Source organism: Halomonas sp. PA16-9 (assembly GCF_009728585.1).
Taxonomy (GTDB): Bacteria; Pseudomonadota; Gammaproteobacteria; order Pseudomonadales; family Halomonadaceae; genus Vreelandella; species Vreelandella titanicae.
In genome coordinates this window covers 1,261,359-1,276,002 of sequence record NZ_CP040451.1, presented here as the reverse complement: position 1 = coordinate 1,276,002, position 14,644 = coordinate 1,261,359, and the positions used below count along the sequence as shown (strand labels likewise).

The following is a 14,644-nucleotide window of genomic DNA, read 5'->3' as shown; positions in this document are numbered from 1 at the left end:
GCCAATCACACGCTAAAAAAGCTCGTGATTTGCGGATAGCTGTCTGCTGCTTACGTTTGTTAAATTCCAGTTGCACCGACCGTGGCGAGGCCCAGGGAAAGAGCCAACACCGCTAATAGCCTCACCCACCACAGAGTGAACTGCCTGCGAAACAGGTTTATAACAAACAGCATACTTCCTACTATCCCAACTAAAACACCTACTCCAACGACTATCGCCCCTGGCTCGCCACCGAGAAAGTAGGCGCGCATTATTTCGGGAAACAAACTCCAGGCAAAAGGGATGAGCAAAGCAACTGCAATACTTGCTAAACCAGTAACTAATGCCGCGACTTCGAGCCTAAACATAGCACTCCAATATATATTTAATGCCGCTTCTCACGGGTGGCAAAAACGCGGAAATGTAGAAGCTATGGTATTCGATACTTGACCAACTGTTTTGGCGCAAAGACTTTGCGCTGAAACTAACGAAGCGCGACGATGAAAAAAGCGAACCAGGCTGAGAAGTGCGCCACCTGACGGTGCGATAGGTTGTATGTCTTTATGATTGCATTTTCTATAAGTCGGATTCATGGTCATAGCATATAACGTAGCTTTGGCATCTGGCGCATGGATTGTGTATGCGGCCACAAAGGGCTCGGTGTCTCAATTAAACATAACCTACGCCCCTTGAGCAAAGCACCGCTTATAGCCTTCCAGCTGTCAGACCGGCGGCACCATCGTCAATGGCTGAGGTAAGATCCCACTCGATCACATAAGGCATGGCTGCGATGAACCACGACACCGATCAAAAACCCCGGCGCTGGCTCAATAGTGCCACCCATCACCACTGGCTGACCCGCGAAGGGCTCGCATTGTTCGAATTTCATCGCCAGGCGCGTCTGGCCTCTGGTGGTTTCGCACTACTCGATGGTGACGGGCGCATTCCCGACGGCGCCAGCGCCGACACCATGCTCACCGCACGCATGGCGCACAGCTGTGCCCTGGCGGCACTACAAGGCCTACCAGGTGCTGCAGCACTGGCCGAGCACGCCATTCGCGCTTTGTCTGGCAAGCTGCGCGACGAGCATCACGGAGGCTGGTTCGGGGCCGATCCCGCCACCAGCGACGACCGCACTAAGCAGTGCTATACCCATCACTTCGTCGCCCTCGGTGCCGCCACTGCGACCCACGCCGACATTCCCGGCGCGGCTGCTCTGCTCGAAGAGGCCATTGGGGTGATCGACACCCGCTTCTGGTCGATGGATGAGCAAGCTTTTGTCGAGAGTTTTAGCCAGGACTGGAGCGAACTGAGCGACTACCGCGGCGGTAACAGCAACATGCACGGCGTAGAGCTGTGCTTGGCGCTAGCCGATGTGCGCGACGAACCGCTATGGCTTGACCGGGCGCTAGCCATCGTTGAACGGCTGATTCACCACCACGCGGCTCCCCGGGATTACCGCATCCTCGAGCATTTTCATGGCGACTGGTCAGAATGGCCGGAGCACAACGCCGACTGCCCCGACGACGGGTTCTATCCCTATGGCGCCACGCCGGGTCACGGTTTCGAGTGGTCGCGGCTGATGCTGCAACTGGAGGCGGCGCTTGAATCTCGCGGCCGCGCAGCTCCTTCTTGGCTATTCGCTGACGCTGCGGCGCTATTTGACGCCAGCCTGCGTGACGGCTGGGCCACCGACGGCACCCCAGGGCTAGTGTATACCGTGGATTGGGAGGGTCGCCCAAACTCCCTGCGGCGTCGCCACTGGACTCACGCCGAAGCACTGGCCGCCGCTGCCGCGTTTCTACAACGCACCGATCAGGCCCACTACGAGCGCTGGTATCGGCGGCTTTGGGATTTCATCGACACCACCTTTATTGATCGCGCGCGGGGCGGCTGGTATCAGGAGCTCGACGGTAAGCTGCAGATCGACACTGCCGAAGGTGACATCAAGCCCGATCTCTACCACGCTTACCAGGCCACACTGATACCGCGGCTACCCTTGGCACTCAACTTGGCGTTGGCTGTCGAGAGGCTGTAGTAGCTCAACCTTTACCCGAACTGATCGTATTATGACCACCTGAGGTTAGCTGCCAGGGTAGTGGTCACTGTGGCTAACCTAGCTATTTTTCGACTGTCGCTAATCGTACATACTCTGGAACTCTTTCCTTGAATAATTTAATGAGTTCAAGCTGCATTAACTCATAGTGATCCGGAATAGATTCAAAGCTCCCCCTAGGCCCGGCTATACGGCCTGCCTGAAGCGCAGCGATGACTTTGACGTATCGAAGCGGAGGCATTCGAGTGACGCGCCTGGCTAGCTGCTCCTAAGCATGTACGCCCGATGCTTCCGCTCTTCTCGCATGATATAGAGGACGAGAACCCACCTCTCATCCATTTACCCAACAACCAGGAGGAGAACATGCAGACAATCAAACTAGGCGGAGAAAGCGTACCCCGTATCGGCCAGGGCACCTGGCATATGGGCGAGAATGCAGGGCAGCGGCAGGCTGAGGTCAGGGCGCTGCGCGAAGGGCTGGATCTGGGCATGACGCTGATCGATACCGCCGAGATGTATGCCGAGGGCGGTGCTGAAGAGGTCGTTGGCCAAGCGATCCGTGACCGGCGCGATGAGGTGTATCTGGTCAGCAAGGTCTACCCGCACAACGCCAGCACCAAGGGTGTTCAGGCTGCCTGCGAGCGCAGCCTGCGCCGATTGGGCACCGACACTATCGATCTATACCTGCTGCACTGGCGCGGCCAGTACCCGCTGAGCGAAACAGTGGAAGCCTTCGAACGGCTGCGTGAGCAGGGCAAGATCCTGCGCTGGGGTGTGTCGAACTTCGACATTGACGACTTAGCAGAGCTCAACGAGCCAGCTTGCGCCACCAATCAGGTGCTCTACAATCCCGAAGCACGGGGCATTGAATACGACCTGCTGCCCTGGCAAGCACAACAAAACATGCCGCTCATGGCCTATTGCCCGATCGGGCAAGGCGGCGCGCTACTGCATGATGCCGCCCTGCAACGCATCGCCGGCAAACACAGCGCCACCACCGCGCAAGTCGCCCTCGCCTGGGCTCTGCGCCACCCTGGTGTGATTGCTATTCCTAAAGCCGTGAAACTGGATCACCTCAGACAGAACTTTGATGCAGATAACGTCAGACTCGACGAAGATGATCTGGCACAGATCGATGCCGCCTATCCTCGCCCAATGCGCAAGCAGTCTCTGAAGATGGTTTGAAGAAGAGTCATTAACAGCCCAGCACTGGAGTGATGTCATGTCACTGCCCGCCCCACAACCAAACGCCTGGATTCGCTTTCTCGCCCACCTGCTGTTTATTCTGGCGGCGTGGACGCTGTTCATTAAATACCTGTTTCCCATTGGGTACGGGCTGGCATACGGCGAGCCCTGGGCAAGGCATATCTATTGGGATCTATGGCCACTGGCGCACGTTTGGCTAGGTTGGGCGCTGCTCGAACGGCCTAGCTATACGCGTGCATTGGCGTGGGCATGTCCGTCATTGAAATCCTCATCATCTGTACCCTGTTCGTCCGTTTTCTCGCCGACCCTGAGTGGTCGATCTGGCGTACCAACTGGTTTGTGAATAAGGTATTTGTGCTGACATGCTTTGTGCTGGTGTTGGCTGCCACGGTGCCGGTTCAAAAAAACCTGAAGGAGCGACCGCTATGAAGCATCACATCAAGCATCGCATCACGCGCAGACAAAGCCTTACGCTCATCGGCGCCACGCTCACCGCCATGACGCTCCCAACCGTATCACTTCTTGCCAACACGGGCGGGATGCAACAGAAGACCTTTGCGGGCACGGACAAAACGCTGCCATTATCGGCATGGGCACTTGGCGAACATTCAACGTTGGCAGTGATCCGAAGCTGCTCGATGTGCGTACCGAAGTAGTTAAGGCATTCTTCGAGCATGACGGCGGACTGATCGAATCTTCGCCCATGTATGGCTCGGCGCCTCCAACCACCGCAACTGAAATGCAGTGCCCTCTTTATTAGTCACTAAACAGGCTGCCGCCACCGCCAAACCAAACGATGGGCATTAAACATCAGCAGGTTGCCACTCACAATCATTGCTAACCCTATAAGTGCATCCGCATGCCACTGGTAACCCTCGAACACCGTTGACAGCGCCAGCGCAACCAAAGGAAACAATACCGTCGCATAAGCCGCCTTACCGGCACCAATACGGCCGACCAGCATAAAGTAGGCACCAAAGCCTCCCACCGATCCTATTACCGCCAAATAAACCAGGGCACCTAGATATCTCGGTTCCGCTGGCAGGCTGAAACTGGCTCCCTGAGCCCAGGCAATCAGCCCCATCAACATCCCCCCATACAGCATAGCAAAGGCGTTGGTGGTGTTGATTTTCAAGCCGCATCGCTGGTGCCTGACCGACACCATGTTACCCAGCGAAAACCCGTAGGTACCCAGCAACGTCAAACCAATGGCGCCCAGCAGTTCCCACGTAGCCTCAACTGTGACCAGATCCTGCCAGAAAATCAGCGCCATGCCCGGCAGACCAAGGGCCAAAGCCAGGTAAAATACCCGCGGAACCGGTGTGCGAAAGAACAGGTAGCCATTGGCCGCATTAAACAGTATCGACATAGAAAACAGGATGGCAATTAGGCCGCTGGGCAGATAACCCGCAGCGGTATAGAAGCAGTAGAAATTCAAACCAAAGACACAGCCCCCCTGCAACAGGCAGAAAAGATGATCCCTGGTATGCAGAGCCTGGCGTCGGCGCAACAATGTAAGCCCGGCCAACAGCACCAGCGCGGCGATGAGAAAACGATAGAATACCGAGACCGGCACCGCCACCTCGCCCACTTGCCAAGCGATAGCCAGCCAGGTCGAGCCCCAGATAAGAACTGTTGAGATATACAGAAGACTATTCATGGCTTGCCATTCCCAGAGTGGTTAGTGTCAGCCATAGTATCGGCTCACCCCGGCTGGCTAGCTTGCCTGCGTTTGCGCCAGTTTGTCTATTCTTGCGGTTGAATGGTTCGCTGAATTGAGTTTCGTGCTGAGCCTGAGTACTGTTAACGCAGTTCCCAGGAGCCGCCCATGTTCACCGACACTTTGAGCCACTATCCCAGGATGAAACAGACACAGGCGCGTCTAGTAAGTAGCACCCAGCTAAAAAATGGCATGGCGCTGGCCCGTTGGAGTAACCAAGAAGACCGTATTGAGAAAATTCACTCAAACCACCACACTCTGAGCGTTTATCTGAACGGCGCGGAGAACTCCCTACGCAGGCAGGGATCACAAACCATTGCCAGCGAGACCAGCAATAGCGTGTGTTTAATGCCCGCCAATCTGATCACAAGTTGGGACGTGCATGGGCCTATCTCACTACTGCATTTCTATTTCAGCGACACTCACCTGAGTCAGTTGATCGAACAGGTATGGGATAAAGATGGCCGAAGCGTGCAACTGGACGAAATCGACTTCGCCCAGGATGCCCTGCTCACTCAGCTGTTTTGCACCACCCTTGGCCAGAGCAACTGGCAAGACCCGCTGGATCAATTAGCGCTGGATTCCGCCACCCAAACGGCATTGATACACACCCTACGCCACTATAGCCAGCACCGACTGCCAACTCTGCGCCCAACCGGTGGACTACCTGCGTGGCAATTAAAACGAGTGGTGGAGTTCATTGAGCATCACCTGAACCAACCCCTTACGCTGGCATGCATGGCGGGTATCACTGGCTTAAGTGACTACCACTTCGCCCGCATGTTCAAACAAGCCACTGGTTACCCACCACATCGCTATGTGCTGCACCGTCGTCTTATCCGGGCGCAATACTTGTTGGCGGAAACATCGCTAAATATGACTGAGATCGCACTACGCTGCGGTTTTGGCTCCAGCAGTCATTTCAGCAACCGCTTTCGTGCAGAGACAGGTGTCAGTCCTACTGAGTATCGGACGCAACAACGTAGCTAGGATTCTTACGAAGACTGCCTGCTACCCGCCCCGCTTTAGGACTTTGTCGCCGTCGCGTTTTTCTTTCAGCGCTATGCAGCGCTCAACTGGGCCGGGCTATATTGGAGACGCTTTCATTGCCCAGGCCATGCTGCTGGTATTGATGGCGTTAACGGGATGGGGAATGGATAACGCGCCACGCGCAACAAACTCACCAGTTGCTATAGGTATAGCCATCAGCCTCTTCGGCCTGATCATAATGCCGCTGATGGCGCCGCTAAGCGGCGGCACCTGGCACCTGGCGGAAGTGTTCGGCATTCATGCCGCCCCCACAGCAGTTACCACGCTGGGCCTAGCCCTTATCATGTTCCAGGGTTTCGCCCTATGGAGTGGCGACGAAGAAGCCAAGGAAAGGGCGGCCACCAGACGCGAACTGCTGCGACTTGTTATATCTTGTTAACTAACTGCAAAGTCTTCAAGCGCTTTTCCTGTCAAACGGTAGCCTATCCATTCATTTTGCGGTTTTGCGCCTATTGACTCATAGAACTGGATCGCAGGTTCATTCCAGTCAAGTACGTTCCACTCGAAACGGCCGCATTTTTTCGATATTGCAATGTTAGCAAGATACTTCAAAAGTGCTTTGCCAGCCCCGACGCCACGATATTTTTGAGTAACGTACAAATCTTCAAGATATAGCCCATGCTTACCGAGCCATGTTGAGAAATTGAAGAAATAGACCGCAAAGCCAATAGGTTCGTTATTGAAATAACAGATAACGGCCTTAGTCGTCGTATTATCGCCAAACAAAGCGTTTTCTATATCCGCGACTGTCGCTAACACTTCATGTTCTGCTTTTTCATAAGTCGCAAGTTCTATGACAAATTTATGGATTAAAGCCGAGTCTTCAATGGTAGCTTGCCGGATTTCCACTCCTGACATTACCTACCTCCGTATCTTGTAATAATGTTTGTGTTCCGCTTGCTGCGTCACCAATTCGCACGCAACCGCTCTCGCGCTACTCTACGCTGGCGTTATATAAGATCACCTCATCTCCAGCCCCATAGCCGCTAATCACGGCCGCGCGGGAGACTCCCAGCGTGGATTGATACAGCTTCTCTGCGAAGTTGCCTTCCGAGGTGGTCACCATCACCGCCCCCACATCGCAGCCCTGGCGACGCACGTGGGCCTTGAACGGCGCTAGCGACTCCACAATGAGCCGCTTACCCAGCCCCCTACCTGCTGCTTCCGGGTGAATGCCGATTTGCTCCAGCTCGATGATGCTTTTTTCCCGAAAGCCGTTCTTAACGCACCAAAGGATATAGCCACGCACCTGGCCTTCCACCTCCACCACGTAGTAAACGCCCCGTGGATAGGTGTTAAACGACGACTCAATCCACAGCGCGTGATTTTTCTCACGGGGGAAACACGCTTGGTACACCTCGGCGATGGCGGCAATATCGTTTTTTTCTGCTGCTCTTACGGTCATTCTAAAGTCCTTTTTTCTTTGAGAGCCCGTTGCTATCGGCTCATACCCGCCCTTTCTGGGGCTTACATCATGACTTTTTCGAATCCAAAAAACTCTAGCTTGTGTGCCTTACCGCCTGCCTCCTCATCATCCGGTAAGGGGTAATAGCGGTTGTAAAAGGAGACAATCTTAAAACCACACTTGTTGACATAAAAGTGGATGTTTCGCTTTTCGAAGTAAGGCGTATGGGTCATCCATACCCGCGTCTTGGGGTACGCCTGCTCGATGGCTTTCCACGCACGGTAGCCCACGCCACGCCCGTGGGTGCTGGGCAAGAGATAGAACAGATCCAACGAGTTGTGTTGAGTGGATTCGTCAATGACTACAATCGCGCCCCCCACTTTAACGCCATCTAAAAGGATGTGATGCACCATGGCATCTGGCGCATTAAGAGAGTTCTCGATATCTGCGTCAGAGGGAATCAAGCTCGGCTCCACCGCGCCAAAGGTCTCTTCTACCGCCACGCTAAACGAGGCTTTTAGCTCTTGCTTGAACGCATCAAATGCCGATGCGTCTGCCAACGCCAGCGTGACTGCGGATGAATGTTCCATGGCTGCGCCTATTTGCTCAATGAGCGTCATCAACAAACCGTTTAGGCTAACCGCTGCCATGACGTTTTGCTATACCACGCCCCTGCAACCAACTACTTATCCACTTGAACGCTGAATCTCGGTGACCACTTCTGCCTTAACGGAGTTGGCGATAACGCCAGAAAGTCGTCTTTTGCAGCACCAGCGTTATCAGTCTGCCATCATTTCTAGCGCTGCGCGCCCCGGTGCTTCGCGCGACTTGCGATCAAAGAACCAATGACGATGAGCACGCTGGCACTCAATACGGCCACCGTGGCCTCGCCGTATCCCGCCAGGATCAGTAGCATCACCGAAATGAGTGGCGCGCTGTAGGCTAGGGTGCCAAGTAGCTGGATGTTCCCGTGTTTGACGCCATAGTCCCAGGTAAAAAATGCGAATCCAACCGGCCCGAGGCCCAGCCCAACCACGCCTACCCATTGCATCAAGCCATCCGGCCACACCGTCTTTTCCCACAGCATATGGCACCCTAAAGCCAGCAGCGCCGTCACGCCGCAGAACCAACCGACGGCATCGGTTGGCACTGAACGCACCAATCTGCTGAGCACGGAGTAAGAAGACCAAATCAATGCACACGCCAGCGCTACCAGATAACCGGGCAGGTTCTCCCAAGCAAATCCGCCTGCATTTCGGCTGATCAACAACCAACAACCCACCAGCGCCACCAAGGCGCCAACGATAGACTGAGCTTGCATCCTCTCATCCGGTAATAGGGCGGACAGCAGAACGATCAGTAGCGGCCAGAGGTAAGCCAACAGGCTGACTTCCACCGCCGGTGCTAGCGTCATCGCCTTGAAATATGCAAAGTGATAACCGAATAACCCGACGATACCGATACACCAGGCAAACGGCGACTGGCGTATATACCGAACGCCCGTATGGCCAGCCAAGACCCAACGCCCACCCATCAACAGAAACGCAATGCCGAAAGTCATGGCCATCAGCTGGAACTCTGGAATATCTCCGCCGGATAGCTTGGTCAGCAAAGCCAACGTACCCCAAAGCAGAACGGAAATGGATCCGATCCAGGTAGCGGCATTCACGGTTGCCATGTCACTCTCCCCGAGATTCTCATGCGTTAGCGGTTGCGGGAGAGCGTATCCATGGCATCAATGAGGATCTTTTGAATCCTGGCGGAATTATGTCGAGAGACGGCGGAAGTGGCTAGGCGGTTTGCCAAAGTGACGTCTGAAGCGGTCGCTGAAGGCTGATAACGACGAGTAGCCTACCGCATCAGCCACCCGCTGAACGCTGAGGCCTGACTGTTCCAGAAGCCGAACCGCCTCTTTCATTCGCACTTCTGTGAGGTATTGATGAGGCGTCACGCCCACCTGATGGCGAAAAAGATCGTTCAACTGCCGAATACTCAAATGGGCCACGTTAGCAACCTCAGCCATGGAAATAGGTTGGTGGAAGTGATCATCCAGAAACTGTTGCGCTGCGTGAACCCTGCGATCCAGTTTCAATTGACTTCCATGGCGCTCCTGCAGCAGTTGTAGCAGCAATAGCAGCATGTGATGCTGGGTAGCATCCGCTCCAGCCCCGCTCATGACCTGAGCATGTAGGAACTGGACGTAATGGCGCAAAGCCGAATCAAGCTCCACGAAACAAGGCAGCTTATCTAACGCAGGAGCCAGCCCCTCAGGCAAATCAGCCACCAAAAACCGATTATCTTCTGTTGCAGCAAACCCATGGCCGCTTCCTGAAGGGATGATGGCCGCACGGTGCTGTGCCACCTCCCCCGCCATGGAGTCTACTGACAGGAACAGCGTGCCGACCAGTGGCAATACCAGTTGATGATGGTCGTGGGAGTGACTTTTAACTTCATCATCATAGGTACGTATGTGCAGGCCGATCTCTGGATATTTCATGACCTTACTCAGCAGTCGTGGGCATATTCACTTCCTTGACCTGATTCCTCCAGCCTTAGGCTGTGCGTTTTTAGGCAACGCTCGCTTGGTGGATGGAGGTGGCATCCAGCGAGAGGATTCTCTTGGCTCGGCGCATATCGATAGTGATGATGCTGTAGTTCAGCAGTCTTGGTAAAGCGTGGAGAAGAAAACCGTCAACAACAATGACAATTTAAAGGCTATTTACATGCTGTAAAACGAACTTCACGCGCTCATCAATAGTGTCACGCGGCACTTCCAGCGTTTTGTAACCCCATTGCGAATACCAGCTTTTCATCCCCTCGAATACCTTGAGGGACTCCTCGAACGTTTGATCACGCTCTGAATCTGTACCGTAAATGTCTTCCCATGGCGGCAGAAGAAAAACAACGGGATTATAGGGGAACAGTTGAACATAGTTGGCGATGTCCGCCCGTGACAACGCGTTCTCCGCATCAAGCATGTACAGCGCATCCAGCACCCCACGATCAAAGAACGTGGCCTGCTCGCCAACAGCGACACGCCGGTACTTTTCAATATCGGATTTCAGAATATCCTGAGCGAAAGCGACCGGGTCTGGCCGAGGTGATAGCTCCGCCGCCAACCGTTCCTTGATGATGCTTCGGGCAGACTCCGGTATGACGCGATAGCCCCGTTTCTCTATGGCATCAAGGAGCGTGGTTTTGCCACCACCGGGGCCGCCGGTGAGTACGAATCGATGGTTCATATTATTAACGCCCTACAGCAGACAAGGAAAACGCTATTGAGTGAGATGCTGTCTCCCCAACACAATAAAAGCTCAGGCTCCCCCATGATCTCATCTAGCTGCTCGCCCATTCGCACAAGACACCATGTTTCATAGGTGTACTCTGTTGGCATAGATGTTAGATATTTATATCAACGCAGTGCTCCTTTTTAAAGACTTTTCTAGCCCACTTAACTAAAAAAAGCGTTAGCAAAAATGCTAACGCTTAAAACAACCTTACGATGAAGCAAGGTTCAGATCACTATCCGCACAACTAGCCATAGACATATAATCAATTACAACTTTTTATTCAGGCCGAAGCCGCAGGTTAAAACCGATAGATAACACTCCCTTGTAGGCGATCGACACTTCCACTACGGCCATCCACAGTATGCCGTGCAGCATGAGCCAACTCAATTCCGTAGGTTATGTTATGACCAGGGCTCCATTGGTAATTAATATGCACAAGTTCACGCTCTTCATCATAAGCGCTTATGAACTCATTTGAACTACCAGTATTAACAAGAGACACGCCATCGCGCTCGGCATCATCCCAATCTGCATTAACAAGTGAGTATGAAACGTTGAAAGCACCGGGGCCTATATCATGGCTAATGCCAATCGTTCCCCCCATGCAAAGATGGTCTCTAGCTCGCTGCCTGCTCGATAAGCTGAGGGTGCCGGGTTTACTTTCATGTAAGCCCCAATCCCCTCACCGCCGGTTATTTGACCACGCAACGTCGTATTTGGCGTAAGAGCGTAATTAGCCGCGACAAAAGCTCCCCACCGATCTTTGAGTCCTTTGCTGCACCATCGTCAAAGGCCACTTCTCGAATCATGGCAGCTGATGCCCAGCGTAATGCACCAGCCAATGACTCGTACCGAAGCGTAATGTCTGGCAAGCCATCTTTACGATCAACATCAGTACCAGCAATGGATCTACCACCGGTTACTGCATCGTATCCTCCGTCAAAAGAGTTGCCAGACATAGCACCACTCGGATCCTCAATAGCAACATGAAAATTGCCTACTGAATACCGTAGTTGTGCTTGTCGAAGGAATGCATCGCGACCTGCGGGGCCAGTAAAATCAAGAGTAGGAGTAGTGCTTATAAAGGTGTGAAAATTGCTCCACGTTTGTCCTGCCGTAATACCGTTCCATGAGCCATAGGCCTGACGCAGCCGGAGATTACCGAAGAAAAAATCGCCCTCGATATTGGTAATCAAGTCACCTTTCTCTGTCGGCGTTGTAGTCCGGATGCCCAGGCGTGACTCATTAGCATGCAGATTCGACTGCCCACTTGTACTTGGTTGGCCATCCACAGCAATTTTAGAGAAGTTCACACTATCGCCCATGCCACTACTATTCCCGGTCTTAACGTCGCCAATGTCATACATCACATCAAGCTTAGCGTAACCGTATAAAGAAACGTTAGTTCCATTCACATCATAATCAATTGCAAATACAGAAGGAGTAACGAATAGAAAAGAATAGCCTAAGAAAGGAAACACTCTGCGCCACAACAAAAACTTATTCATATCTTTATCTCTATATTTGTAATACTTTTATTTGCAACTTAACCCAGGAGCCTAAAGACAAGCTGAGAAGACATTGCGAAAATGGTCACCAACCCCACTAGAGCAAGCGTGGTTTGTAGAGGGCCATTTTTTAGATCCCCCATCACATCTTCACGTCTTGTCAAAAGAAAGAGAATAATTCCCAAAAAAGGTGCTACTAGGACGGTTAAGGCTTGAGCGATAATAATTAGCTCAATGGGAGAACCCTTCGCCACTACAGCAACCGTAGCCCCCCAAGCCAACACCCCATATACAAGCAGCTTGACTCTCCATCCGGATAAACTGCTGTTCCAGCCCAACGCATCCGCTAATAGCGTTCCTCCCGCAGAAGCATTTGCCGCCATTGATGAAAAGGCTGCTGCAAAGAACCCAAGGCTGAACAGTACCGCCCCTACCTTTCCTGCCAGCGGCTCCAATACACTAGCCAGCTGTGGAAAAGTCGTTGCTACAGTACCAGTGGAGTGAAGTACCGCTGAGGCTACAATGATGATGAGCATCGCCATAAATGCGGTAGCCACATTCCCCGGAAGAGTATCCATTAACGTAATAGCTCGGTACTGCTGCCTATTCAGCTTTCTTTCATGGATGGCATAGCCAGTATAAAAAGCTGAGTTAATGGAGAAATTTGTACCGATCAAAGCAATTAAAAGAACGCTGGCCTCAGCAGGAAATTTGGGAATAAGACCTTGCGCAGCAGCCGCCCAATCTGGGTCACTCAGTATGGTTGATGCTAAAAAACCTACGGACATAAGCCCAATCAAAGCGACCAACAAGCGCTCCATCGCCTTATAAGTATTCCGCATGGCTATTAATAAGCCGACCGCTACTGTACTAGCGAGCGTCCAGCCTACTACCGAACCTCCTAAAAGCAGGCTTAGCGCTAAACCAGAGCCAACGGCATTGCCTACAGCAAACATCAAAGTGATAGAGAAAACACCGAAGCCAGCCATGACACCAATTGGCCGACCAAGTTTTTGCTTGGTGACTTTGACCACAGAGTCACCAGATGCAAGGCCCAACCGAACAGCCATATCATTAAACACAAACATTAGCACTGCAGACACAAGGATTACCCAAAGCAGCATGTAGCCATATTGGCTGCCTGCCTGCACAGCGGATGTCAGCGCACCGGGTCCGAAACGCCAAGCGCCAGCGACAAATGCAGGCCCCATTAACGCAAGCATTTGTGGCAACGTCAGAGAAAACCGAGATCGATGGTGGTTTGTCGCAGGGGGAAATGGCCCTGAATCATGTTTGGTATTCATACTCATCCTACGCTCCTATTAAATTTGTTATTTAGGATGCATTACGGTGATGCCTCATTGGCATCACCGTTCGGGGACGCCCAGCGTCTAAGGATTCGTCAATCCCGGTTAGGCTAAACCGGCTTGTTTCATAGCAGCAGCAATTTCACGATCTGCGCCTTCGGCAAGCGGACGAAGCGGAGAGCGCACAGTAGCGTGATCAAGAATACCCCGGGCTACCAGGGCCCATTTTAGAGCCACAGTCCCTTCCATATGCGAACCACGGTGATAGACATTCTTGGTGACTGGAAGGAGGCGATCATGCAATTCGCGCGCCTTGGCATAATCCTTGGCTTTTCCTGCTTTGATCAGTTCGATCAGAGGCTCCGGTGCAATACTGCCATAGCCAACTAACGCACCATCGACATCAAACATGGTGTGAAGCAGGTACTCATCATGACAAGTCAGAATTTGTAGATCCGGGTGCTCAGCGCGAATGACAGGAATTTCAGTATCCCAGCGCTTCATATTGCGGACACCATTTTTCATCGCAAACACACCAGGTTGAGCCGCAATATCAATCTGCGTCTGGAGGTTGTAAGTGGCTTTCGTGTTGTCCGGATATTGGAAAAGAATCAGCGGTAGCCCACTTTCCTCATGAATGCGGCGATAGCGCTCTTGAGGCGCTCCTTCCTGATAACCAAACCTTAGCCAGCCATGAGATGGGTAGACTAGACCAGCAGATGCGCCCGCCTCGACAGCCCGTTTTGCTTCTTCGGCTGCAACATGGTCGCCTTCGCGAGTGATGCCCGCAATAATTGGGATCTCACCTTTTACCGATTCAACAAATGCCTCAATAACACGCCTCTGCTCATCAGAGGTCATGAATGTACCTTCACCAGCGTGGCCAAGAACAACGAGACCTTTAACGCCGTCGATGCCGCCCAACCAAGAGCCAAGCTTCTTGATTGCAGCAAAATCAACCTCGCCATCGCGAGTGAAAGGAGTAACCGGCGCGGGGGTTAAACCTCGGAGATCGAGAGACATGATGATTCCTCTTATATGATTGTGTTATCGTTCCTGGGAACGATTGCAATCGTTTCACCAAATACACCACATCGAAAATTAGACGTTAGTCTACGACTCA

At 52.8% G+C, this 14,644-nt stretch carries 19 protein-coding genes; 7 read left to right on the top strand and 12 right to left on the bottom strand.

Translation table 11 applies throughout. The annotated features are described in order from the left end of the window. Window positions 1–59: 59 nt before the first annotated feature. Window positions 60–347, bottom strand: coding sequence for a hypothetical protein (locus FDY98_RS05815; RefSeq protein ID WP_027959842.1), 288 nt, complete (start codon window positions 345–347; stop codon window positions 60–62). 422 nt (window positions 348–769) lie between these two features. Here FDY98_RS05815 and FDY98_RS05810 point away from each other — a divergent pair, with 422 nt between their 5' ends. The 4 genes from FDY98_RS05810 to FDY98_RS05795 all read left to right on the top strand — a co-directional run bounded on the left by FDY98_RS05810 (window position 770) and on the right by FDY98_RS05795 (window position 3,897). Then, window positions 770–2,017 (top strand): AGE family epimerase/isomerase, encoded by a 1,248-nt coding sequence (locus tag FDY98_RS05810; RefSeq protein ID WP_027959843.1) that lies wholly within the window; start codon window positions 770–772, stop codon window positions 2,015–2,017. Between the two features lie 381 nt (window positions 2,018–2,398). Continuing rightward, complete coding sequence (locus FDY98_RS05805) at window positions 2,399–3,220, top strand: aldo/keto reductase (RefSeq protein ID WP_027959844.1); 822 nt, start codon at window positions 2,399–2,401, stop codon at window positions 3,218–3,220. A gap of 270 nt (window positions 3,221–3,490) precedes the next feature. Continuing rightward, the gene (locus FDY98_RS26020; protein ID WP_196518158.1) at window positions 3,491–3,670 is read left to right on the top strand and encodes a hypothetical protein; all 180 of its coding nucleotides are present in this window, start codon (window positions 3,491–3,493) and stop codon (window positions 3,668–3,670) included. Further along, a complete protein-coding gene (locus tag FDY98_RS05795; RefSeq protein WP_027959846.1) occupies window positions 3,667–3,897 on the top strand; it encodes a hypothetical protein in 231 nt (76 codons plus the stop codon). Before FDY98_RS26020 ends, FDY98_RS05795 begins: the two co-directional genes overlap by 4 nt. Before the next feature lie 107 nt (window positions 3,898–4,004). On the opposite strand, the gene FDY98_RS05790 is transcribed toward FDY98_RS05795, so the two are convergent. Then, a complete protein-coding gene (locus FDY98_RS05790) occupies window positions 4,005–4,901 on the bottom strand; it encodes a DMT family transporter (protein WP_009287227.1) in 897 nt (298 codons plus the stop codon). A 168-nt stretch (window positions 4,902–5,069) separates the two neighbouring features. Here FDY98_RS05790 and FDY98_RS05785 point away from each other — a divergent pair, with 168 nt between their 5' ends. Continuing rightward, window positions 5,070–5,951: a helix-turn-helix domain-containing protein gene (locus FDY98_RS05785; protein WP_009287226.1), complete on the top strand. Its 882-nt coding sequence runs from the start codon at window positions 5,070–5,072 to the stop codon at window positions 5,949–5,951. Window positions 5,952–6,024: 73 nt separating this feature from the next. Continuing rightward, window positions 6,025–6,390 (top strand): hypothetical protein, encoded by a 366-nt coding sequence (locus FDY98_RS05780; RefSeq protein ID WP_051430562.1) that lies wholly within the window; start codon window positions 6,025–6,027, stop codon window positions 6,388–6,390. On the opposite strand, the gene FDY98_RS05775 is transcribed toward FDY98_RS05780, so the two are convergent. The 5 genes from FDY98_RS05775 to FDY98_RS05755 form a co-directional block, all read right to left on the bottom strand. After that, entirely contained in the window at window positions 6,387–6,869 is a 483-nt protein-coding gene (locus tag FDY98_RS05775) for a GNAT family N-acetyltransferase (RefSeq protein ID WP_027959847.1), read from the bottom strand. The two genes, FDY98_RS05780 and FDY98_RS05775, sit on opposite strands and share 4 nt — an antisense overlap. 76 nt (window positions 6,870–6,945) lie before the next feature. Further along, the gene (locus FDY98_RS05770) at window positions 6,946–7,416 is read right to left on the bottom strand and encodes a GNAT family N-acetyltransferase (RefSeq protein ID WP_027959848.1); all 471 of its coding nucleotides are present in this window, start codon (window positions 7,414–7,416) and stop codon (window positions 6,946–6,948) included. Window positions 7,417–7,478: 62 nt separating this feature from the next. Next, the gene (locus FDY98_RS05765) at window positions 7,479–8,006 is read right to left on the bottom strand and encodes a GNAT family N-acetyltransferase (protein WP_035538687.1); all 528 of its coding nucleotides are present in this window, start codon (window positions 8,004–8,006) and stop codon (window positions 7,479–7,481) included. 206 nt (window positions 8,007–8,212) lie between these two features. Continuing rightward, complete coding sequence (gene yddG, locus FDY98_RS05760; protein WP_035538575.1) at window positions 8,213–9,094, bottom strand: aromatic amino acid exporter YddG; 882 nt, start codon at window positions 9,092–9,094, stop codon at window positions 8,213–8,215. An 87-nt stretch (window positions 9,095–9,181) separates the two neighbouring features. Further along, window positions 9,182–9,913 carry an AraC family transcriptional regulator gene (locus FDY98_RS05755; protein WP_027959851.1) on the bottom strand — a complete coding sequence of 244 codons (732 nt, stop codon included), beginning with the start codon at window positions 9,911–9,913 and terminating at the stop codon, window positions 9,182–9,184. On the opposite strand from FDY98_RS05755, the gene FDY98_RS05750 reads away from it, so the two are divergent. Next, entirely contained in the window at window positions 9,912–10,088 is a 177-nt protein-coding gene (locus FDY98_RS05750; protein ID WP_155705713.1) for a hypothetical protein, read from the top strand. The genes FDY98_RS05755 and FDY98_RS05750 overlap by 2 nt on opposite strands. Before the next feature lie 36 nt (window positions 10,089–10,124). Here FDY98_RS05750 and FDY98_RS05745 read toward each other — a convergent pair whose 3' ends face one another. The 5 genes from FDY98_RS05745 to FDY98_RS05725 all read right to left on the bottom strand — a co-directional run bounded on the left by FDY98_RS05745 (window position 10,125) and on the right by FDY98_RS05725 (window position 14,544). Then, a complete protein-coding gene (locus FDY98_RS05745; RefSeq protein ID WP_027959852.1) occupies window positions 10,125–10,658 on the bottom strand; it encodes an AAA family ATPase in 534 nt (177 codons plus the stop codon). A 346-nt stretch (window positions 10,659–11,004) separates the two neighbouring features. Further along, window positions 11,005–11,310: a hypothetical protein gene (locus FDY98_RS05740; RefSeq protein WP_155705712.1), complete on the bottom strand. Its 306-nt coding sequence runs from the start codon at window positions 11,308–11,310 to the stop codon at window positions 11,005–11,007. Window positions 11,311–11,398: 88 nt separating this feature from the next. After that, window positions 11,399–12,214: a DcaP family trimeric outer membrane transporter gene (locus FDY98_RS05735; protein ID WP_155705711.1), complete on the bottom strand. Its 816-nt coding sequence runs from the start codon at window positions 12,212–12,214 to the stop codon at window positions 11,399–11,401. A 38-nt stretch (window positions 12,215–12,252) separates the two neighbouring features. Next, complete coding sequence (locus FDY98_RS05730; RefSeq protein WP_022520605.1) at window positions 12,253–13,524, bottom strand: Nramp family divalent metal transporter; 1,272 nt, start codon at window positions 13,522–13,524, stop codon at window positions 12,253–12,255. Between the two features lie 102 nt (window positions 13,525–13,626). Further along, window positions 13,627–14,544 (bottom strand): dihydrodipicolinate synthase family protein, encoded by a 918-nt coding sequence (locus FDY98_RS05725; protein ID WP_027959854.1) that lies wholly within the window; start codon window positions 14,542–14,544, stop codon window positions 13,627–13,629. Between the last annotated feature and the right edge of the window lie 100 nt (window positions 14,545–14,644).